This window comes from Halomonas sp. NPDC076908 (assembly GCF_050269715.1).
Lineage (GTDB): Bacteria > Pseudomonadota > Gammaproteobacteria > Pseudomonadales > Halomonadaceae > Vreelandella.
Genome location: NZ_JBNNIW010000023.1, coordinates 34,762 through 55,701, shown reverse-complemented (window position 1 = coordinate 55,701; position 20,940 = coordinate 34,762). Strand labels below are relative to the sequence as shown.

The window sequence follows — 20,940 nt, the reverse complement described above, 5'->3', positions numbered from 1 at the left end:
CATATCCTCCTTACTGGACACCGTAAACGTCATCGAGCTGCTTGAGCGCCACACTCCACTCATTCTCATCAACGCGAATAAAGTGGTTCTTGTCACGTTCTTCGAGGAAGGACACGCCGCGGCCCATTAGGGTGTCGCAGACAATCACCCGGGGTTTGTGAGAGTCACTGGCTAGAGCACTGTCGAAAGCTTTGACTAGCGCTTCAAGATCATTGCCATCAACACGGTAGGTTTCCCACCCAAACGCAATCCACTTATCAGCGATCGGCTCGTAGTTGAGTACGGTGGAAGACTTGTCGTCAGCCTGCTGGTCGTTGACATCGACAATGGCAATCAGGTTATCCAGCTTCCAATGGGCTGCAGAGGCGACAGCTTCCCAGGTCGAACCTTCATTCAGCTCGCCATCTGAAAGCAGATTAAAAATACGTGAGGCACTCTTCTTGCGCTTAAGGCCCAGCGCCATCCCCACACCGATACCCAAACCATGCCCTAGCGAACCACCGGTGATTTCCATGCCCGGCGTGTAATCGGCCATACCTGACATGGGCAGAATGCTGTCGTCGCTGCCGTAATCCTCAATCTCTTCCTCGCTAATAACACCAGCCTCGATCAAAGCGGCGTATAAGGCGATGGCGTAATGCCCGATAGAGAGCAAGAAACGATCTCGTCCTTCCCAATCAGGGTTCTTGGGATCCAGCTTCAGGGCATGGAAGTAAGACACCGCCAAAACATCGGCAATCCCGAGCGCCTGGCCAACGTACCCCTGCCCTTGCACTTCACCCATTCGCAGAGCGTGGCGGCGAATTTTGTAAGCCCGCTGCCGAAGCTCCTCGATAACACCAGCGCTCGATGCGATAGCTGTTTGACTCATTCTAGCCACCTCCAAATGGTTGACCATTTGAAGATAAAGATAATTCCAATATATTGAAACGGAACTTTAGTCTAAAAAATCAATAATATATTAATCATTATTAGTTAACACGCCTTAAAATCACTAGGCTTCATAAAAAACAGCCTGATTATCACAAATAAAACAAACACTTAAGAAAATATTCTTTTGGCATCTAGTAGGCTGGTATTTAAATTAAAACATGAACCCACCTAGATTTACGTAGAAAAAATCCGCCAAAGAAAGACCTTACGCAAAAATGGTCAACCAATTTAAGAAGCTTGCGGAATATGAGAATGCCAGCTAAAGGTAGGAGCAGCGCTATTTTAGGAGGATTACCGAACAGGATTAATGATGGATAATGAAAACATGATCATTGGCTCAACAAGATGAGCCGATACCATGAAAGTCTTAAGGAGGGCCCGCCCACGGGGGCGAGTAGTAGCTTGGGCGGATCGAAGGAACCTAGATCAATTTAGCGGATGGCTGAACATACGTACCGCGGATATATCAATTATGTCCAAGGACATTTCCATATCTATAGCCCGTCTTGTTGACACATCAACCTATCAACTTCTTCCACCATCGGAATGCTACTGGCAGCACCGAGCTTTTGTACCGCCAGGGCAGCCGCCGCTGTTGCTCGCTGCAAGCACTGTGAGGGCGCTAGGCCAGCTTGCCTAGCGGCAAGGAAGTAACCCACAAAGGTATCACCTGCGGCCGTTGTATCGATGGCATTTACCTTTAAAGCCGCTTGAAAAAGAGTCTCACTGCTGCGCTGATACCAAGCCCCCTCGCTACCTAGAGTAAGAACCACCTCGACATCGCCAAGCGTTTCTTTACAACGCCTTAGCAAATCTGCAGCGCTCGACGCTACTGGCATCTCTAATAAAGCAGCGGCCTCTGTACGGTTAAAAAAAAGCAGTTCACATTGAGCTAGCGGGAGTGATGATACCTTCGAGGTCATTGGTGCAGGGTTAAATATCACCTTGCAGCCGTGGCTCACAGCTAATGGAATAAGCTGATCAAGCCCGTTACATTCGTTCTGAATAAGCATTGTGTCGCCAGGAGCAGTTTGCGCGATAAGAGCCGTCATTTTCTCCTGCGTAAAACCATGATTGGCACCAGAGAACAAAAGAATAGCGTTTTCACCACATGAATCAATTTGAATAATCGCATGCCCACTTGGCTCTGGGGTCAATTCGATATCTTTCACACCAACACCCGCAGACTCAAGCTCATGGGCCACCCAAGCATCTATCGATGACACTCGCCCCCAGTGACTCACAGCCCCTTTGGCACGCGCTATCGCCAGCGATTGATTGACCCCTTTCCCACCCAAGCCAACACTGTATTGATTGCTTTCCAGCGTTTCGCCAGGGCGAACAAAATAGGGAACGTGATAAGTATGATCAATATTGATGGAACCAAAATTAAATATCACTGAAACGCCCTCTAATTCAAAAAGCCAGCCAGCGTTAACGCTGGCTGGCTTCTAAGCAAGATTTCCCAATCCTTATTCGTCTAAAACCTATTTTTCTAACACTTACTCTTCTAGAACAAAAGGAGAGGTATAGTTATCAACATTATCCGACGTAATTAGGATACAGTCATAAAGCTGCTTTTCACTATCCAACCCCGTTTCTCCCGTATTGATGTAATGATCAGCAATTTTTACTGCATCTTCTGCAAATACGGCCACAGGCTGTAGAACGGTATAGGCCAACTCACCCGAGCGAACCGCATCAACCGCATCGGGTGAACCGTCAAACCCACCGACCAATACATCGTCTAGCCGCCCCTCCTGTTTCAAGGCAACAATAGCGCCTAACGCCATTTCGTCGTTACCGCTAATGACACCTCTGATATCAGGATGAGAACGCAGCATGCTCTGCATTTTATTACGCCCTTCCGTCCGATCCCAATTCGCGATATCAGACGCCGCCAGAGTAAGGTCGGGGTACTGGCTAAGCACCGTTTCATAGCCATTGGATCGTGTCGCCGCATTATTATCAGAAGGTGGGCCTTTTAACTCTATATAGGATCCCTCGCCATCCAATTGCATTGCCCACTCTTGTGCGCCTAACGCGGCTCCCTGGGCATTATTGGAAACCAACTGCGCCTTGGCTAACCCCTGCTGGTTAATCTCAGCATTAATAATAAAGACTGGAATTCCCGCCTCAACAGCTCTTCGCACAGCGCCAATGGAACCGTCCGCATTAGCAGGATCCAAAATGATCGCTTTAGCCCCATTGGTAATCGCGGTATCGACCTGGTTGCTTTCAGTGTTGGTATCACCCACATGGGAGCTTACACTTGCTGTATAGCCCAACTCTTCTGCTGCCCGCCCGGCTATTGTTCCTTCCGTTTGCCAATAGGGGTTTGACATATCATTAACAATAATTGAAATCAGCCCCTTGTCCTGAGCAACCAGGGAGCCACTAAAGAGCATTGAGACACTGGCGAGTGCTGTAAAAAGCATCTTTTTACTTTTTGGAAACATGTTCATTACCTCATCGTTATGATTATTAGTCTCTTAATAAGTAGCCCCTAACAGGCCATACTTCTAAGCAGTGCTACATTAAGTAACGCTTGCCCTAGAACCTTCGTGCTTACTTGCTGTTGTTTTTATCTCAGCTTTTTTCGGGGACTTATTTTTAGTGCTGTATTGGACATTATTTAGCATCACAGCAAAGACAATCACGCTGCCTGTGAATACCATCTGCCAGTAAGCAGACACACCGATAATGACAAGCCCATCGGCTAAAAAACCAATCACAAAAGCACCCAATAATGTATTGCGAACCGTGCCACGCCCTCCCATTAGTGAAGCACCACCAATCACGACTGCAGCAATCGCTGTCAGCTCATAGGTAGTGCCTGCCGTGGGGCCTGCAGATGTCAACTGAGAGGCAAGCACTATTCCCGCCATCGCGGCGCACACCCCCGAAATAATATAGACAGAGAGCTTAACGCGATTGACGGGCACCCCAGAAAGCTCTGCAGCACGCGCATTACCTCCTGTTGAGTAGACCCATCTTCCAAAAGGAGTACGACTCAGGGCCAACATGCACACAATGGCGACACTAAACAGAATCAAAACGCCTACCGGAATGCCTAATAGCTTATTAAATCCAAGCCATTCAAAGCCTGTATTACCTAACGCCGGGTCACCGCTTAAACGGTTAAACGTTAAGCCATCCGTTAGTAACAGGGCAGCTCCGCGCGCGACATACAACATACCTAGGGTGGCCACAAATGCAGGTACTTTAAAATAGGCAACTAACACACCATTGATAGCCCCCACTAGCCCGCCCAGTAAGCAGGTAAGAACCACGACCACCCATACTGAAGGGAAGAAGGCCAAATCAAGCGCCTCAATCTCTACCCCTTCTAGCAACATACCTGCGAACACCCCGCAAAGTGCTAGCGTAGAGCCAACCGACAGATCGATACCACCGGTCAGAATGACAAACAGCATACCAATGCCTAGCAAGCCAAAAACGGCCACATGCGAAGACATGGTTAAAAAATTACCTGTTGAAAAATAAACAGGCGAGAGCATGGAAAAGACAATAATGATCACGATTAATGCGAAAAAAGCCCGACCTTCCAGCAAAATCTTGACGATATCGATACTGCCTTTTTCAACCTGTAACGCATTATTATTGTCATGAGACATGTTGTGATAAGACATAGTCATTACCTATCCGATTGAATAATCACGCAGCAACTGATTCGCCCGAGGCCGCCATAATTTCATCTTTCGTTACCCCCGGTTTGAATTCAGCAGAGATCCGCCCTTTGCTCATCACCAGCACTCTGTGCGGGATACTCAAGCACTCACTTACTTCAGACGTTGTAAAGACGACCGCCAACCCTCGCCGGGCCCCTTGGCTCAATAACTTGAATACTTCGGCCTTGGCACCCACATCAATGCCACGGCTTGGTTCATCAAGCATGATGACGTCTGGATGAGTCGCCAACATTTTCCCGATGACCACTTTCTGCTGGTTGCCGCCAGACAATGAACCAATGGCAGCCTCTCCACCGTCTGTTTTGATGTGTACCTTATCGATAGCGGATTTAATCATTTCTGCCTCCAAGCGGGATGAAGTAAGCCCCTTGCGAGTAAACGCATGGATACTGGCTAGCGACAGATTTCTACCGACGGACAGGGTGGGCACTAATCCATCACGCTGACGATCCTCAGGCACTAACACCAACCCTCTCTCGATTCGCTGCGCAATGTTGTAATGCGAGACATCATTTGAGTTGAGCAAAACATCGCCCTTGGATTGCCGGGTTCGTCCGGCCACACACTCCAATAACTCAGTTCTCCCTGCACCCATTAACCCATAAATGCAGACAATCTCGCCTGCGTGCACATCAAGCGAAAAGTCCTCAACAACATAACGATCTGCCACTTTATCGTCGCTGACGTAAAGGTTCTGGATGGAGAGCGCGGTAGCGCCTTGCTCATACCCTGTGGGCGGTGAACCAAGATCGAAACTCTCTCCCACCATATTCCTAACAATCCACTGCAGGTCGATATCACAACGCGGAGCATAAGCTGTCATAGCACCATCGCGGAGAACAACGGCATGATCGGTAATCTGTAGCGCCTCTTCCAAATGGTGAGAAATATAAACAATCGAGACACCCTTGTTTTTTAGATCCTGGACGACTTTAAATAACGTCTCGACTTCCGTGGCACTCAATGCGGAAGTCGGTTCATCCATAATCAAAATGCGAGAGTTCTTGGACAGCGCTCTCGCGATTTCAACGATTTGTTGCTGCCCAACCCGTAGATCTTCGACCAGGGTAAGAGGGTGGATCGGTTCATCCAGCTCCTCCATTAACAATTCAGCCTGACGTGCCTCTTCTTTATAGTCGACGCTGCCTCTTCCTTTAGTCAGCTCACGGCCCATAAAAATGTTGTCACGCACATTCAGATTAGGGGCCAAGCTCAACTCCTGATGAATAATGGTAATCCCCAGCGCTTCAGCATCCGACGGCGACGAAAAGCTAACACTCTCGCCTTCCAGTACAATCTCACCCGCCGTCTGAGCAATGACGCCAGACAAAATTTTCATCAGCGTGGATTTACCCGCTCCATTTTCGCCAAACAGCGTTGTCACTTGTCCTCGATAAATATCGAAGTTCACCTCTTTGAGGGCTTGCACGGCACCGAAACGTTTTTCAATATTATGTGCAGAAAGAATCACTTCGGGTGGAGCCACTTCCACTGTTGATCTATCGATACTCATAGCCGCCCCTCACTCAATGATCGCCATACTCACAGGAGTAATTAGCCAGTTGGTAGGATTTATCAGGGTAAAGGAGCCGACTACTTCTAACGTTTTTCCGGCTAAATCTTGGCCGGAAATATCCGCCAGCACTTGACGCTTCATTTCGTCATTGAGAGCTGCGCCAACATCCTGGTATTCGATCTGATTGGTGAAGTCACCAAATTGAATAGTGCCGGTTGTATCTCTCAGCGTCGTGCCATTAATAGCTGGGCCTGTTTGCACACGAATGACGACATCAGAAGGCACATTTTCAACATCAAGGGTGTAAACGCCCCCCCTACCTTCTATGGCAGCACCTGATAAAGAGACTGGCACAATATGACCAATGCCGGCAGCAACACCGTATTTCTCACCTGCCACGCCTGCATCCTGAAGCACTTCTGGCGCCAATACCGATGCATCTACGGCGTTATTCTCGACATATGACTGAATCTCTGGAAATGTTTCCTGAGCAAATTGCTGGGGTGAAAAACCGACTTCGCTCTCGAGCTCAGTAAGAGTAATGACTTTGGTATCAAACGCCATGAGTGCAACCAGCACTAAAGCAAAAGCCGTTGCTACATAAATTTTTGTACGCTTATCACCGGGCACCGAATTTAATGTCGCCGACATAATCACTCCGGTTATCATTGTATTTATAAATAAGAAACTTCAGTTATCTACTTCCCGTCAGGTATAAGCACAACCTTTAACGCATCAGGATCATTGCGCATTAAATCTAGCCCTTCGTGGAATTTTGTTAACGGCAGCTTATGGGTCACTACGTGATCCGTTGGGAAATCACCATTACCAATGCCTTCGATGACAAGTGGATAGCAGTAAGGACCTAGATGCGCACCCAGTATATCGAGCTCTTTACGATCGCTGATAATGCTCCAATCAACCGTAACAGGCTCTTTGAATACGCTAAACTCGACGAAACGGCCAAGCTTACGAATCATATAAAGGCCTTGCTCTACTGACTTGACTGCACCGGTGGCCTCAATATAGATATCGCAGCCATAGCCTTCAGTTATACCTTTCACGTAGTCAACAACATCGACGTCAGCTGGATTAAGGACAATGTCGGCACCAAACTGCTTGGCCAGCTCTAACCGCTTGTTATTGAGATCCAGCACGACCAGCTTGGAAGGCCCGGATTTTTTGATCGCGCCAATCATCCCTAGCCCTAAGGTTCCCGCACCGGAGAGTACAACCACATCACCCAGTTCAATCTGTGCACGCTTAACGGCATGCAATGAACAGGCGTAGGGTTCAATAAGAACCGCTTTCTCCATTGGAATCTCATCGGGCAACTTGTGATTAATGGCTTCTTTGGGAAAGACCATATATTCGGCCATACCGCCATTCACGTTATGCTGAAACCCATAGACATCGTGCTTTTCACACATCCAGTACTGCCCGCGATTACAGAAACGACACTCCCAGCAAGGCACAATTTGCTCAGAAATAACGCGGTCACCGATTTCGAAATTCTTTACACCTTCCCCCATTGCTATCACATGACCAATAAACTCATGGCCTGGAATCATCGGTGCTTTGATATAAGCGGGCTGGGTTTCGTCTCCCCAAAAGCTGGGGGCGCCTTCATAGGCTTTTAGATCGCCTGCGCAGATGCCGCATGCTTCGACCTTAATCAGTACTTCACCCTCTCCCGCCTGCGGCACGTCCACCTCTTCAAGGCGATAATCACCAGGCGCGTAGGCTACGACGGCTTGCATGGACTTTGGTAGTTTGGCGTGATTGTTGTTATCGGTGTTATGCATTACTCACTCCTAATGTATCTTATAATGCCTGACTAGCGACGCCCGCATTACAAAAGATCTTATCGTGTACATATGAATTAACTGCTTTAAGCGTAGCCGAGTCAATCCATAATGGAATTTTCTGATCTTATACTTTAGACCCATACGTTAATTTATTGATTTTTATGTTTAAATTCAATAAATGGAAACAGTTTGTTATTACTGCCTTATAAAAACAAAAAAATTCGGCCATGCTATATGTTTCATCATCGATCAAATGTACGCTTGCCGATCAGGTTTTATTAAGCTTGTAGCGAGAGGCGGGGCGGCGAACGAGACATGCCAAAAAATGCACATGCCTCAACACAGCCAACAAACAAAAGAGATGGAGCTAGGCTGGACTAGGCATAGAAGATCGGAATCCCCTCAGGTTTTAAATACTCCTTAAGCGCGCACCTCTCCTTGAGTCGCTTCATCAAGACGCAGAATGGTGTGGGCGTTTGTGACGCTTGTGGCCAGCGTGTCGATAACCCCGGTACGTAGCGCACCTAGTATGCCGACCGCTTTAGTATTCTCACTGGCGATAGCAATAACGTCTGGAATACGCGTGAGATCCTGGATATTGAGCCCAACCACACGCCCCTGCATCTGCGTTGCGGAAGGCCTCCCATGGATATCGATAAAGTCATACCCCATCATATCGCCCACTGTCCCAGATAGCCGTGCTTCAGCAATCTCCTGGGCGGAAAACCACCCCATACGCACCATATTACTGTCTTCACTGACATCGCCTACACCAATCAAAGCGGTATCCGCACGGCGAGCCCGGTCTAGCGTCTGGCGCACGGTGGAGTTTTCATACAATGCATCCCTGAGCTCACCATTCTGCACCAGCGCTGGGGCATAAAGCGTCTCACTGTCACCGCCAAACCGACTCGCCAAGCGTCGACAAATATGGTCAGGATTCATATGCTCACCTGCACGCAGCGAGCCGCCAATTGCGCACACAAATGAAACTTTTAACGACTCCGCCAGGAAAACATTATCCGCCACCGCGGCGACGTTACGCCCCATGCCAACAGCCACGATCTGGCCATCGGTCAAGCTACGGGACAAATGGTCGGCCACTAGACTCGCAACCGACGAGCGCTGCACATCCGGATCGGCATTATCCAGAGCAATCAACGCTCGCTTCAGGCCAAAGCGCCGTTTGAGCTCCTGCTCAATCTCAACACTAACGGCGGGGTGCAGGCGCACGCGAACATCGACAATTCCTTCTGCCTGGGCACGCTTGAGCAGCCGCCCTATTCGCACGCGCGAGTGGCCGAGCCTATTGGCGATCGCCTCCTGCGTTTCCCCCTGCACATAGTAGAGCGTTGAAATCTCTGTCATTAAGTCTATATCTGCAGCGTCTTGACCATTCATCCTCGGCATCCAGGGGTTGTTGGCGGGCATGTATCATGTCAGTTTGCTTGACACTTTTTCAACACAGGAATCAGCGCCTGAATAATCAGCGCCAGTGAAACCGAACCGGCATCCGGTGTACCCACGCTTTTTTCGGCTAATGGGCGCGCGCGACCAACACGGGGAATTAGCTGCCTGGTAGCCTCAGCCGCCTCACTCGCTATGCGTGCAGAAGATTCCCAGCAAACCAAAGCACCCTGGCCTTGCTCAGCCTCCCAAGACAAGGCATCGGCAAAAGGCACCAGCACATCGACAAGGGTTTTATCACCCAGCTCAGCCTTGCCGAATGCCATCACTTGTTGGCGGGCCTTGACCACTCCAGCGGCAAGACGCCGCCCTGAGAGCGGCTGCTCATTGCCAAGCGACTCACCCATCGCTTTTAAGATCACCCGCCAGATAGCACCAGAGGTGCCACCCGCTTTATCCGACCAGCGCTGCCCAGCCCACTGCAGCACTGTCTCCGCGCCCGCCCCGCCGTCAAGCGCCTCTTTAGCCGCCTCAAGCGCAGCCCTGCTGCCCCGCTGCATACCAATACCGTGATCACCATCCCCAGCAACCGCATCAATCTGGCCCAGCATCTCGCTGTTTTCATTGACCGTATTTGCGAGCACTTCGAGCGCCTCAACGACGCCTCTGGCTAATGCCCGCGAGGCATCGCTAGCCGCGGGAATCTCATCTTGCGTAACCAACTCTACCTCGGCAGGATCCAACGCCTGCGCTGGCGTCACGCTACCTTTCCGATAGCCCGGCGCATCCGCCGCGGCGATCCACAGCGGCTCCATCTGTTTATCAAGCCAAAACAGCGTCAGCGAAACCCCGGCCATATCAAGACTGGTCACCAACTCGCCCACATCCGGCTCGACAATGACAACGCCTGCTTCCTGCAGCAGCTCGTCAACCTTGCGATAAATAACGAAAAGCTCTTCATACTTAACGGTACCCAAGCCATTTAGTATCGGCGCCACCCTGGCCCCCTTGATATTGATTCCTTCTGGCACCTCTTCCAATAATCGGCTAACGAGGATGTCTGCCAAGCCATCTGCGGAAGGGATATCCGTCTCACTAATCCCCGGCTCACCATGAATGCCCAGCCCAATAGCCATTCGGCCTTCGGGCACATGAAAGAGCGAATCGGCTGCCCCTGGTAACGTGCACCCCTCAAACGCCACCCCAAAAGAGCGCGTGCAGCGATTAGCCTCCTTCGCCACTTGCACCACTTCTTCCAGTGATAATCCATTTTCTGCGGCAGCGGCAGCAGCTTTGAAAACGGTTAGATCACCGGCGATACCCCGGCGTTTATCAATCTCCGCCAAGGGAGCACTGGCGACATCATCAGTAACCAGCACGATTTCACAGGGAATGCCGTCCGCGATCAAACGCTCGCGCGCCTCGCCAAAATGCAGCACATCCCCCGCATAATTACCAAAAGAGAGCAGCACACCACCGCCGTTGTTAGCGGCTTTAGCGACGGAGTAAACTTGTTGCGCAGAAGGCGAACAAAACAGATTCCCCATGACCGCACCATGGGCCAGCCCCTGCCCAACCAATCCCGCAAAGGTTGGGTAATGGCCACTACCACCGCCAATCACAACCGCAACTGTACCTGCCTGACTGCGCGTACTGCGCACAACACCTCCCGGCACAGCCATCAGTTTATCGCGATGTGCAGCGACTAAGCCTAACCGGGCTTCCTCAGGGAAATCATTCGGGTCATTAAATAGGCGTGTCATTGTTATACCCTCTGGAGTGAGGCCAAACTGCGTATTACAGCTTGCATGGAGTTGTTATAAATGCTTTTTTAATGTGATCTTATTAATCAGAGTTAACGAATATTAGCGTCACCGAGTATTAAGCCGAGACTCATATTCGTCAATTTTTGCGATTTTTAATTCGGAATTACCACCCGAAAATTGGCTGCCCAAAAAGGTTGCCACTATTGATTTAGCCAACTCAGGCCCAATCACCCTCGCCCCCAGCGTGACAACCTGAGCATCATTACTGGTGCGCGCCTTAGCTGCTGAGTAAGTATCGTGTGCCTGCGCAGCGCGGATACCGGGCACCTTATTGGCAGAAATAGCTACCCCTATTCCCGTACCACAAACCAGCACTGCACGATCGAAACGCCCCTCCCTAATAGCCGTAGCCACTTCAAAGGCGATGTCCGGGTACAGCACCGGCTGGGCATTAAAAGTGCCGAAATCTTCAACTTCGTAGCCTAAATCCCGGATATAACCAATAAGAATCTCTTTCAAGTCGTAAGCGGCCTCATCACCGCCAATGGCGACTCTGAGAGAAGCCGTCGTATTAGACATTCATGCTCTCCCTTTCCAGACAATAGAAATGCGGACGACTAGCAACGGTGAACACCAATACGCAGTTACCAGCCGCCTACTGACGCTATTCAATCTATCACCAACCGAGCATTTGTAAACACATCGATCATAAGATCATATTGCTTTTTATGGAGGAATTAAGACGAGAAGTTCAAGCACAAAAAATAACTCATTGATTAAAATACTAATATCTAGAAATAAAGCATCGCTCAAAGAGCATTATACTTTTGTGCAATCTCTTAAAATCAACTCAATCGGTATACCGATTTGACTAAATCGATAAAAATGGTCAATCATTTGAACACATGATGTTCATTTCTATGGAGAGTAGACAATGTCGCTTCTGAATGGATTACGCGAACACTCACTGGTCGTGGCCGACACAGGCGACTTGGATGCCATAAAGCGCTATCAACCACAGGACGCCACCACTAACCCCTCTTTGATTCTCAAGGCCTTCGAACTACCTCGTTACCAAGAGATGATCGATAGAGTACTTGCTGAATCATGTCGTGATGAGAGCGCCCCGAGCCGGATAATTGACCAACTTTCGGTTGCCATCGGCGGGCAAATTTCCAATGTGATACCTGGACGAATATCGACAGAAGTGTCCGCACACCTCTCTTTTGACACCCAAGCGAGTATCCACAAGGCCTACGAGTTGATTGAGCGCTACGAAAAACAGGGTATTAACCGCAACCGTGTGCTGATCAAGCTCGCGTCTACCTGGGAGGGGATCCGTGCGGCCGAGCAATTAGAGCAGGAAGGTATCAACTGCAACATAACGCTCTTGTTCAGCGATGCTCAGGCGCAGGCCTGCTTTGATGCAGGGGTGTATCTGATTTCCCCCTTCGTTGGCCGTGTTAGCGATTGGTACCAAAAAACAACAGGTATGCAGTTCACCCCAGAAGAAGATCCTGGCGTGCTATTTGTAAAAGGGATTTGCGAGAGGGCTGCCGCTGGTAGTTACGACACAGTCGTTATGGGGGCGAGTTTTCGTACCACCGATCAGGTCTTAGCGCTGGCGGGCTGCCATCGCCTGACCATCTCTCCCGGACTGCTAGAACAGCTTGATAGCATGGAAGGAGAGGTCACTTCAAAAATCCAACAGGAAACCGTCACTCGTAAAGCATTCACACCGCTATCAGAAGCAGGTTTTCGTTGGCAGCACAACCAAGATTCAATGGCCAACGAGATGCTGGCTGACGGAATCCGACGCTTTGCCAATGACCAGCAAACATTAGAGTCGTTGATTACTCAACGTTTGACCGCTCGTGCCTAACGAGACGCTACCCAATATAACAACCAAGGTATCACTAATATGAATAGCCGTTTTGAGCTAGCCAATGCCATTCGCGCCCTTTCTATGGATGCCGTTCAGAAGGCCAAGTCAGGCCATCCTGGCGCCCCCATGGGTATGGCTGATATTGCCGAGGTGCTATGGAATGACTACCTCAAGCACAACCCCGAAGACCCTAAGTGGGCTGATCGCGACCGGTTCGTGCTCTCTAATGGCCACGGCTCCATGCTGCTCTACTCACTGCTGCACCTGAGTGGCTACGAGCTAAGCCTGGAGCAGCTGCAGAATTTCCGTCAGCTTCACTCGCCCACCGCAGGTCATCCTGAATTTGGCTATGCCCCCGGCATTGAAACAACCACTGGCCCGCTCGGGCAGGGGTTTGCTAATGCGGTAGGCTTCGCCATTGCTGAAAAAACCCTAGCCGCGCAGTTCAACCGCCCCGGCCACACGATTGTTGATCACCACACGTGGTGCTTTGTCGGTGACGGCTGCTTAATGGAAGGTATCTCTCATGAGGCGGCGTCGCTGGCTGGTACCCAGCAGTTGGGCAAGCTGATCACTGTCTACGACGATAACGGCATCTCCATTGATGGTGAAGTGGAAGGCTGGTTTACCGATGATACTGCCAAACGCTTTGAAGCCTACGGCTGGCATGTCGTTCCCAACGTTGACGGTCACAAGCCTGAAGAGATCAAAGCCGCTATTGAACTGGCCAAGAGCCACGACGATAAGCCGAGCCTGATTATCTGCAAAACGATCATCGGCTTTGGCGCACCCAATAAACAGGGTAAAGAGGACGCCCATGGTGCCCCGCTCGGCGATGAAGAAGTGGCCCTGGCCCGCACGCAGTTAAACTGGCCCCATGCGCCGTTCCATATCCCTGAGCCTATATACTCTGCCTGGGATGCCCGCGCTGAAGGGAAAACCCGCCAGCAGGAGTGGGAAGCACGCTTTGCTCGCTACGCGGAAGCCTTCCCCACCGAAGCGCGTGAATTTAAGCGCCGCATGAAGCGCCAACTGCCTACGGAGCTGGCCACTGAAGCGTTAATTGAGCAGGCCCAAGAGCGTGGCGAGACCATCGCATCGCGCAAAGCCTCCTTTGAAGCACTGAACGTGATTGGCCCACAAATGCCTGAGCTGCTAGGTGGCAGTGCGGACTTGGCACCGTCTAACCTAACCTTCTGGAAAGGCGCTAAAGCAATCACACCAGAAGATGCCAGCGGTAACTACTTACACTACGGTGTGCGTGAGTTCGGCATGGGCGCGGTCATGAACGGGATCGCACTCCACGGTGGCTTGGTGCCTTACGGTGCGACCTTCCTGATCTTTATGGAGTACATGCGTAATTCAATTCGCATGGCAGCTTTAATGGGTCAACAGGTGATTTACGTGTTTACCCATGACTCCATTGGTTTGGGTGAAGATGGCCCGACCCACCAACCGATTGAGCAGCTTACTAGCCTGCGTACTACGCCCAACTTAAACACCTGGCGCCCCTGTGATGCGGTAGAGGTAGAAACGGCAGCTTCTTGGGATGCGGCGATTAAGCGCCACTCTGGCCCCACAGCGCTGGTGCTGTCACGTCAGAATCTGCCCCATCAGCAGCGCACTAAAGCGCAGCTAGCGGCGATTCAGCGCGGAGCGTATGTGCTTAAAGACAGCGAGAGCACACCTGAGTTGATTTTGATTGCCACCGGTTCAGAGGTATCGCTTGCCATGGACGCCGCCGCTGAGCTTGAACAGCAGGGTAAAGCGGTGCGAGTAGTTTCTATGCCGTCGGCCTACCGCTTTAATGGTCAAGATGCGGATTACCGTGAAAGCGTACTACCCAAAGCGGTGACCAAGCGTATCGCAATTGAAGCCGCCCACGCCGACTACTGGTACAAGTATGTTGGCCTGGAAGGCCGTGTCATCGGCATGACCACTTACGGCGAATCTGCCCCAGCGGGTGATCTGTTCAAGCACTTCGGCTTTACCGTCGAGAACATTGTTAAACAAGCCAATGAGCTGTTTAGCTAAGTTTTAATAGACAATTATCTCATGATCAGGCTCTTCACATTACTTCTAAAATAAGAAGAGCCTAATTATTGAGGGTATAGTCAGTATGGCTGAGGTATTTCACCATCATCGCCATCATCACGCATACGTGCTTGCCGCTCGGCTTCTTCCTCTTTGGCGTCGTCGATCACTTCCATTAACTCATCGACGTTAGCAATATGGGTATCGGCCTCGAAGTGACCCGTAAGCTTACTATCCGGGTGTAGTTCGCCGGTTTCATACAGCGCCCACATCTCTCTGCCATATTCGGTATTCAGAAGCGCCGGTGCGAACTGACCAAAGTAGTTACGCATATTATCAACATCGCGATACAGCATCGCGGCGGCGCTGTTGTTGCCTGCGGCGTCTACGGCCTGGGGTAAATCGATAATCACCGGTCCTGAGGCATCGACCAGCACATTAAATTCCGACAAATCGCCGTGAATCAAACCCGCGCAAAGCATTTTAACCACGTCCTGAATAACCTTGGCGTAGTAGGTCTCGGCCTGTTCTGGCGTAAGCGTCACCTCATCCAAGCGCGGCGCGACGTTACCCTCGGCATCGCTAATCATCTCCATCAGCAATACGCCATCGACAAAGCCGTGGGGCTCAGGCACCCGCACGCCGGCTGAAGCAAGACGATAAAGCGCATCGACTTCGGCATTAAGCCACGCCTGCTCTTGCTCTTTCTGGCCGTAACGGGTTTTCTTGGCCATTGCCCGTGAGCGGCGACTGTTACGCTCTTTACGCCCTTCCTGATACTGAACGGCCTGTTTAAAACTGCGCTGTTTAGCCTCTTTGAAAACCTTGGCACAGCGTATGTCTTCACCACAGCGCACGACGTAGACCTGCGCCTCTTTGCCACTCATTAACTGCACCAGCACCTCGTCGATCATTCCATCATCGACCAGCGGCTGTAATCGCTTGGGGATTTTCATGGTTAGCTGCGTCGGCTCCTCTTTGGTACGCGTTCAATAACGGATACGGCGAACACGGAAAGCCCGCCCTTTTAATTTATCACGCTCAAGTTTGGCCTGAGCCTGTTGAATAACGTCCCTCGACACCGCCACGTAGGCACTGCGGGCAAGCACCTTAATTTTACCCACTTGATCACCGCGCAGCCCACCTTCGCTGGTCAGCGCACCCAGTATATCGCCAGGGCGCAGTTTGTCTTTCTTTCCACCTGCCAGCTGTAGCGTCGCCATCGGCGGTTCAAAGGGAGTCGACTGCTGGGGCTTGGGCAGTGGTTCAGTGGTTAGCGGCTGCTGTAGCAGTGCCTCTAGCCGTTCCAATCGGTAGCTCTCTTTAGGCGTCACCAGTGTACAAGCAACGCCGCTGGCCCCGGCGCGGCCTGTGCGACCTACCCGGTGCACATGAACATCCAGCTCGCGGGCAATTTGATAATTAAACACGGCATCCAGCTGAGCGATATCCAAGCCGCGTGCGGCTACATCGGTAGCCACCAGAATAGACGCACTCTGGTTGGCGAATAGAATCAAAATACGATCACGGTCTTTTTGCTCTAAATCGCCATTGAGCGCCACCGCACTAAACCCGGCATTCACCAGTTGCTCTGCCACCGCTTGGGTCTCGCGCTTGGTGTTGCAAAATACCACGCTCGTGGTGGGTTGGTAGACCAGCAGCAGTTGGCGCAGCGCGGCAAAACGCGCTTCATCGCTGTCGACGATATAAAAATGTTGGTGAATGGTGCTAGCGTCATGCACCTCGGCAATTTTCACCGTCACTGGGTCTCGCATAACGCCGCGGGTCATTGCCGTTAGGCCGCCCGATGACTGCTCATCCGGAAAAGTAGCGCTAAACAGCAGCGTTTGGCGGTCTGTGGGAGTCTCGGCGATGATGTCGTCAATGGTTGCCTGAAAGCCCATATCCAACATGCGATCCGCTTCATCCAGCACTAATATCGAGAGCGAATCCAGGGCGAGCGAGCCTTTGCGCAAATGTTCGTCAATACGCCCAGGCGTGCCTACTACGATATGCGCACCGTGTTCTAAGGAACCAAGCTGAGGGCCAAACGGCGCACCGCCGCAGAGTGTTAGAATTTTTACGTTAGCCATACCACGTGCCAAGCGGCGCAGTTCTTCCGCCACCTGATCGGCTAACTCCCGCGTTGGGCAAAGCACTAAACCTTGTACTGCGAAGCTCTCTACTTTTAACTCAGCCAATAGCGCTAAACCAAACGCCGCTGTTTTGCCAGAGCCGGTCTTTGCCTGAGCCAGTACATCGCGCCCAGCTAACATCGGCGGTAGGCTTTGTGCCTGTACCGGCGACATTTCATGGTAGCCAAGGGATGCAAGGTTGCTCAGCAAAGCTTCAGGCAACGCTAACGAGGAGAAAGAGGAGTCAGACACGATATTACCTTGCTTGGGCCACAGGTGGGCAGCCATCAGAAACACAGCGTGAGCACCCTAGAGGAAAAGCGACGCACGCAAACTTTACGGCACCATAACAGAAAGTGCCTCGGCCTGCGCCGCCATCACATCGGTATCACGTCGCCAGCGGTACAAAAATGGCCTGACTTAGCGTGGCTAAGTCACGCGGCGCGAGCTCTATTTCAAGCCCGCGACGACCAGCACTCACATAAATACTTGCGTAAGCTTCAGCGGAGAGATCAATAAACGTAGGCAACCGCCGCTTCTGTCCCAGCGGGCTCACACCACCCAATACATAGCCGGTCACACGCTCGACCTCCAATGGCGCTGCCATGGCCGCTTTCTTTGCTCCGGCGGCCTTGGCGATCTGCTTTAACCCCAATTGGCAGTTCACTGGCACGACACCCACTGCTAGCTGTTTGCCATCCAGCTTTACTACTAAGGTTTTAAATACCTGCTCAACGGCTACACCGAGCTTTGCCGCTGCCTCTAAACCATAGGAAAGCGCAGCGGCATCGTGGTCATACTCATGCAACTGAAAGGCAAATCCTGCTTGTTTTGCACTATGAATAGCCGGTGTCATGTCGTTCTCTTTGTTAGCGGCGCGGCGGCAATAGGGTGTACTGCGCATATCTAACTAAATAGCGCGACAGGCAAAAGGAAGTCAACTGATTGGAACAGATGAAAGGTTTGATTGATGCTTCTGGAAAGCTGTGTTCCAGCTACTATGCTCAAAGTATCAGGTTCAAGGCACCAGACTTAAAAGTGTCACGCTCAAAAATGCAACGCTTAATGGTGAAGTAGGTCAAAGGAAGCTAATCGAAAGGAGTTCAGCAATGCCAGCAACCTCTAAAGCGCAACAAAAAGCGGCAGGAGCAGCGCTTTCCGCTAAGCGCGGGGAAACCAAGCCTAGTGAACTTTATGGTTCGTCTAAAGAGATGTATGACTCCATGAGCGAGGAGGAGCTAGAAGATTTTGCGAGTACAAAGCGCAAAGGCAAGCCGGAAAAGAAGCAGGATTGACAGCTTACTCACGCAAAAGCGCCAGCGTACTGACGCTGGCGCTTTTGCTGATACTATCAAAATAGTCGTCGTTACTTACAAGCGACTACTTTGCGCATGGTGTCTTTTGCCCATAGCGTTTGGCCGTCTGGCGTACGCCCGTGGTCATTCCAGCGCTCGGCAGTTTCAAGGCAGAACGACCCGGCGCTTTCAACCGTCGTATCCCGGTTAGCTGGACGCTCGCCACCAATCCGCAGCACGTCAGGATTGTCGGTGGTATAGCTTGGGGCAATGGTAGAACTGGCACAGCCAGCAACCAAAACGGTCAATAGCAGTGCAGGTAAACAGCGGCGCAATGGCATGTTTTTACAACCCTCAACGTAGCAAAGTTTGCCCGACACCTATTGTCGGTAGCGCTAAATAGCATTGCTAACGATACAACGTCAATCTTTTTTGGCGCGGCTCTTTTTTAACGCGGCTTAGCCTGCGCTTAGAGTAAGGCTAGTGACCGGGCGTAGGTTTAGACGCTTACAACGCTGCTCCACGCTATCCATAATCTCTTGGGCATCATTAAACTGCTGCTTGTCGAGCTGGATATCCACCATTAGAAAACTGCCTACTTGAGCCAGGCGAACATCATCGGCGGCCACATCAAAGTCGGCAACATCGCTGACCACATCGCGGCGCATGTTGTTGCAAGATACGCCAAACATAAGTTCACGCAGCGCACCACGCACCATCCGAATCGGCATAGGTAAGAAATAGCCAGCAATGATCAGCACCATCACTGGGTCTGCAAATCGCGCGTAGTTTGCCCATGGCGACTGGGTGAGCGCCCAAGTCAGCGCGAAGCCGAGCATCACTGCAGCACTTAACCAAGTATCCATCTGCCACTGGCGCAGCTCGGCCGCCAATAGTGAAGAGCTCGCGATGCGGGCATAGCGCGCCAAGCACCACCAGGTCAGTAAGCAGCCAGTCACGTTAACGACACCAAACATTAACGCTAAATCCAGCGTGACTAGGCGACCGCCGTCACGCAAGCTCCACAGCGCAGACACCAGCGAAACAATACATACCATAGCGATCACCACGCCTTTGAGCAGCACTGCAAGCGGCTCCACTGTTAGCCGCCCAAAGGGGTAGTGATCATCAGCAGGCTTGCGCGCCTGTTGAAGAGCAAACAGCGATAATGATGCCAACACAAGACTTAGTAGCGAATAGCCGCTATCAAAAAGAATGGTGATGGAACCACTGGCAAGCCCTAACGCAAGCCCGGTAAACGCAAACAGGCTGGCAGAAATGGCTGAAAATCTTAGCGCACGGCGCTCGGCAACAAAGGGGGTCACGCGAAAAACTCCATAGCATTAGGGAAACTCTGCGCCATAATAGTGGGGAGTTAGGCTAATCACGAATCGCTCAGCGTCAAATTATTTGGCGCTCGCAGCATTAACCGAGAACCCTATGCGCGCTGAACAGGTACAGGCCTTTATAGATGTCACTGAGCATGGCTCCTTTGCCGCCGCCGCGCGGCATACCGGCGTTAAACGCAGTACGTTGAGCGCTGCCGTACATGCTTTAGAAGACAGCCTGGGGGTGGCGTTATTTGAACGCTCAGGCAATAGCCTCACGCTTACTGCTGTTGGCGATAACGTGCTGCCGGATTGCTACCGGTTGCTGACCAGCGCCAGTCGAATTAAAAAGCACTGTCATCAACACTTGCAGGGCGTTGAAAGCCAACTGTGCATCGCCCGCGATGACGCTCTGCCTGAGGCGTTTTGGCGTCAAGTAATGCACGATTTAAAACAGCAGTTCCCTCTGACGGCTATTTCGGTCTATCTAGTGCCCCCCCAGGAGCATACTCAGTTTGTACAGCGCCAAACGGTCGATATCGCTTTTGGTCTTTACACCGCTGAAGGCATTGAGGCCAATGCCGAGAACCTAGCACCTGTCAGCATGCGCCTAGTCGCCGCTCCCCATCACCCGCTCAGCCGACTTCCCAGCGTGAATCGAGATGATTTAGCGCAATACACTCAAGTGTGTTTAACCCACGTACAGGATGACAAACTGATCAGCGAAGCCCTGTTTTCAGGTAATTATCTTGGTCTAACCATGTTTGAGGTGATTCGCGATGCGGTCATCAACGCCACCGGCTGGGCGCTACTGCCCTATCCGCTGGTTAAAAGCGCCCTAGAAACAGGCGCCCTCACCGCGCTAAATCATGACCTAGCGTTAGATAGCCATTATTACCGCTATGTGGAAAGCGATAGCCGCGGCGTGGTGGCCACGGCGTTGTTAAAAAAGGTGGCACATTTTTTAGCGACGCTGCACTAAATGACGCTTTTTAAAGGCGCATGAACAGTCTGACATAACGTTGAAATAATTTTTGTGGAAAAAAACGCTAAAGCCTTCCACGCTATTAAAAAGCGCTAAATAAGGAGAAGCCAGGTCACGCCACGTGAGAGACACAGG

19 protein-coding genes are annotated in these 20,940 nt (G+C 51.2%); 4 read left to right on the top strand and 15 right to left on the bottom strand.

The annotated features are described in order from the left end of the window. Positions 1–10: 10 nt before the first annotated feature. The 10 genes from ACQKE4_RS13865 to rpiB form a co-directional block, all read right to left on the bottom strand. Positions 11–871 (bottom strand): transketolase, encoded by an 861-nt coding sequence (locus ACQKE4_RS13865; protein WP_427388993.1) that lies wholly within the window; start codon positions 869–871, stop codon positions 11–13. Between the two features lie 556 nt (positions 872–1,427). Next, positions 1,428–2,333: a ribokinase gene (locus tag ACQKE4_RS13860; protein WP_427388991.1), complete on the bottom strand. Its 906-nt coding sequence runs from the start codon at positions 2,331–2,333 to the stop codon at positions 1,428–1,430. A 102-nt stretch (positions 2,334–2,435) separates the two neighbouring features. Then, positions 2,436–3,398, bottom strand: coding sequence for a D-ribose ABC transporter substrate-binding protein (locus tag ACQKE4_RS13855; protein ID WP_427388989.1), 963 nt, complete (start codon positions 3,396–3,398; stop codon positions 2,436–2,438). A 72-nt stretch (positions 3,399–3,470) separates the two neighbouring features. Continuing rightward, the gene (locus ACQKE4_RS13850) at positions 3,471–4,586 is read right to left on the bottom strand and encodes an ABC transporter permease (RefSeq protein ID WP_427388987.1); all 1,116 of its coding nucleotides are present in this window, start codon (positions 4,584–4,586) and stop codon (positions 3,471–3,473) included. Between the two features lie 25 nt (positions 4,587–4,611). After that, positions 4,612–6,159: a sugar ABC transporter ATP-binding protein gene (locus tag ACQKE4_RS13845; protein ID WP_427388985.1), complete on the bottom strand. Its 1,548-nt coding sequence runs from the start codon at positions 6,157–6,159 to the stop codon at positions 4,612–4,614. A 9-nt stretch (positions 6,160–6,168) separates the two neighbouring features. Then, on the bottom strand, positions 6,169–6,813 hold the full coding sequence (locus ACQKE4_RS13840) for a DUF2291 family protein (RefSeq protein ID WP_427388983.1): 645 nt from the start codon (positions 6,811–6,813) through the stop codon (positions 6,169–6,171). A gap of 47 nt (positions 6,814–6,860) precedes the next feature. Continuing rightward, positions 6,861–7,967: an MDR/zinc-dependent alcohol dehydrogenase-like family protein gene (locus tag ACQKE4_RS13835; RefSeq protein WP_427388981.1), complete on the bottom strand. Its 1,107-nt coding sequence runs from the start codon at positions 7,965–7,967 to the stop codon at positions 6,861–6,863. 423 nt (positions 7,968–8,390) lie between these two features. Further along, positions 8,391–9,371: a sugar-binding transcriptional regulator gene (locus tag ACQKE4_RS13830; protein WP_427388979.1), complete on the bottom strand. Its 981-nt coding sequence runs from the start codon at positions 9,369–9,371 to the stop codon at positions 8,391–8,393. Between the two features lie 38 nt (positions 9,372–9,409). Beyond that, the gene (locus ACQKE4_RS13825) at positions 9,410–11,140 is read right to left on the bottom strand and encodes a dihydroxyacetone kinase family protein (RefSeq protein WP_427388977.1); all 1,731 of its coding nucleotides are present in this window, start codon (positions 11,138–11,140) and stop codon (positions 9,410–9,412) included. A 108-nt stretch (positions 11,141–11,248) separates the two neighbouring features. Further along, positions 11,249–11,722 carry a ribose 5-phosphate isomerase B gene (rpiB, locus tag ACQKE4_RS13820; RefSeq protein ID WP_427388975.1) on the bottom strand — a complete coding sequence of 158 codons (474 nt, stop codon included), beginning with the start codon at positions 11,720–11,722 and terminating at the stop codon, positions 11,249–11,251. A gap of 355 nt (positions 11,723–12,077) precedes the next feature. On the opposite strand from rpiB, the gene tal reads away from it, so the two are divergent. Both tal and tkt read left to right on the top strand, forming a co-directional pair. Next, a complete protein-coding gene (gene tal / locus ACQKE4_RS13815) occupies positions 12,078–13,025 on the top strand; it encodes a transaldolase (protein ID WP_427388973.1) in 948 nt (315 codons plus the stop codon). A gap of 39 nt (positions 13,026–13,064) precedes the next feature. After that, complete coding sequence (gene tkt, locus ACQKE4_RS13810; RefSeq protein ID WP_427388971.1) at positions 13,065–15,062, top strand: transketolase; 1,998 nt, start codon at positions 13,065–13,067, stop codon at positions 15,060–15,062. An 80-nt stretch (positions 15,063–15,142) separates the two neighbouring features. Here tkt and ACQKE4_RS13805 read toward each other — a convergent pair whose 3' ends face one another. The 3 genes from ACQKE4_RS13805 to ybaK form a co-directional block, all read right to left on the bottom strand. Beyond that, positions 15,143–16,018: a PA4780 family RIO1-like protein kinase gene (locus tag ACQKE4_RS13805; RefSeq protein ID WP_427388969.1), complete on the bottom strand. Its 876-nt coding sequence runs from the start codon at positions 16,016–16,018 to the stop codon at positions 15,143–15,145. 33 nt (positions 16,019–16,051) lie between these two features. After that, positions 16,052–17,485, bottom strand: a complete 1,434-nt coding sequence (dbpA, locus tag ACQKE4_RS13800; protein WP_427389008.1) for an ATP-dependent RNA helicase DbpA — start codon at positions 17,483–17,485, stop codon at positions 16,052–16,054. Positions 17,486–17,585: 100 nt separating this feature from the next. Further along, complete coding sequence (gene ybaK, locus ACQKE4_RS13795) at positions 17,586–18,053, bottom strand: Cys-tRNA(Pro) deacylase (RefSeq protein WP_427388967.1); 468 nt, start codon at positions 18,051–18,053, stop codon at positions 17,586–17,588. A 253-nt stretch (positions 18,054–18,306) separates the two neighbouring features. Between ybaK and ACQKE4_RS13790 the strand changes: the two genes are divergently transcribed. Further along, on the top strand, positions 18,307–18,492 hold the full coding sequence (locus tag ACQKE4_RS13790) for a DUF3008 family protein (RefSeq protein WP_035584858.1): 186 nt from the start codon (positions 18,307–18,309) through the stop codon (positions 18,490–18,492). Positions 18,493–18,563: 71 nt separating this feature from the next. On the opposite strand, the gene ACQKE4_RS13785 is transcribed toward ACQKE4_RS13790, so the two are convergent. Next, positions 18,564–18,833: a hypothetical protein gene (locus tag ACQKE4_RS13785; RefSeq protein ID WP_427388964.1), complete on the bottom strand. Its 270-nt coding sequence runs from the start codon at positions 18,831–18,833 to the stop codon at positions 18,564–18,566. A 117-nt stretch (positions 18,834–18,950) separates the two neighbouring features. Then, positions 18,951–19,817 (bottom strand): cation diffusion facilitator family transporter, encoded by an 867-nt coding sequence (locus ACQKE4_RS13780; RefSeq protein ID WP_290836754.1) that lies wholly within the window; start codon positions 19,815–19,817, stop codon positions 18,951–18,953. A gap of 115 nt (positions 19,818–19,932) precedes the next feature. Between ACQKE4_RS13780 and ACQKE4_RS13775 the strand changes: the two genes are divergently transcribed. Next, positions 19,933–20,802: a LysR family transcriptional regulator gene (locus tag ACQKE4_RS13775; RefSeq protein ID WP_290836756.1), complete on the top strand. Its 870-nt coding sequence runs from the start codon at positions 19,933–19,935 to the stop codon at positions 20,800–20,802. Positions 20,803–20,940 lie beyond the last annotated feature (138 nt).

Excerpts from the sequence above, each read along its gene's own strand:
- ACQKE4_RS13865 (WP_427388993.1), bottom strand. The coding sequence starts at position 871 with ATGAGTCAAACAGCTATCGCATCGAGCGCTGGTGTTATCGAGGAGCTT.
- ACQKE4_RS13855 (WP_427388989.1), bottom strand. The coding sequence starts at position 3,398 with ATGAACATGTTTCCAAAAAGTAAAAAGATGCTTTTTACAGCACTCGCC.
- ACQKE4_RS13850 (WP_427388987.1), bottom strand. The coding sequence starts at position 4,586 with ATGTCTTATCACAACATGTCTCATGACAATAATAATGCGTTACAGGTT.
- ACQKE4_RS13845 (WP_427388985.1), bottom strand. The coding sequence starts at position 6,159 with ATGAGTATCGATAGATCAACAGTGGAAGTGGCTCCACCCGAAGTGATT.
- ACQKE4_RS13840 (WP_427388983.1), bottom strand. The coding sequence starts at position 6,813 with ATGTCGGCGACATTAAATTCGGTGCCCGGTGATAAGCGTACAAAAATT.
- ACQKE4_RS13835 (WP_427388981.1), bottom strand. The coding sequence starts at position 7,967 with ATGCATAACACCGATAACAACAATCACGCCAAACTACCAAAGTCCATG.
- ACQKE4_RS13830 (WP_427388979.1), bottom strand. The coding sequence starts at position 9,371 with ATGAATGGTCAAGACGCTGCAGATATAGACTTAATGACAGAGATTTCA.
- ACQKE4_RS13825 (WP_427388977.1), bottom strand. The coding sequence starts at position 11,140 with ATGACACGCCTATTTAATGACCCGAATGATTTCCCTGAGGAAGCCCGG.
- rpiB (WP_427388975.1), bottom strand. The coding sequence starts at position 11,722 with ATGTCTAATACGACGGCTTCTCTCAGAGTCGCCATTGGCGGTGATGAG.
- tal (WP_427388973.1), top strand. The coding sequence starts at position 12,078 with ATGTCGCTTCTGAATGGATTACGCGAACACTCACTGGTCGTGGCCGAC.
- tkt (WP_427388971.1), top strand. The coding sequence starts at position 13,065 with ATGAATAGCCGTTTTGAGCTAGCCAATGCCATTCGCGCCCTTTCTATG.
- ACQKE4_RS13805 (WP_427388969.1), bottom strand. The coding sequence starts at position 16,018 with ATGAAAATCCCCAAGCGATTACAGCCGCTGGTCGATGATGGAATGATC.
- dbpA (WP_427389008.1), bottom strand. The coding sequence starts at position 17,485 with ATGGCTGCCCACCTGTGGCCCAAGCAAGGTAATATCGTGTCTGACTCC.
- ybaK (WP_427388967.1), bottom strand. The coding sequence starts at position 18,053 with ATGACACCGGCTATTCATAGTGCAAAACAAGCAGGATTTGCCTTTCAG.
- ACQKE4_RS13790 (WP_035584858.1), top strand. The coding sequence starts at position 18,307 with ATGCCAGCAACCTCTAAAGCGCAACAAAAAGCGGCAGGAGCAGCGCTT.
- ACQKE4_RS13785 (WP_427388964.1), bottom strand. The coding sequence starts at position 18,833 with ATGCCATTGCGCCGCTGTTTACCTGCACTGCTATTGACCGTTTTGGTT.
- ACQKE4_RS13775 (WP_290836756.1), top strand. The coding sequence starts at position 19,933 with ATGCGCGCTGAACAGGTACAGGCCTTTATAGATGTCACTGAGCATGGC.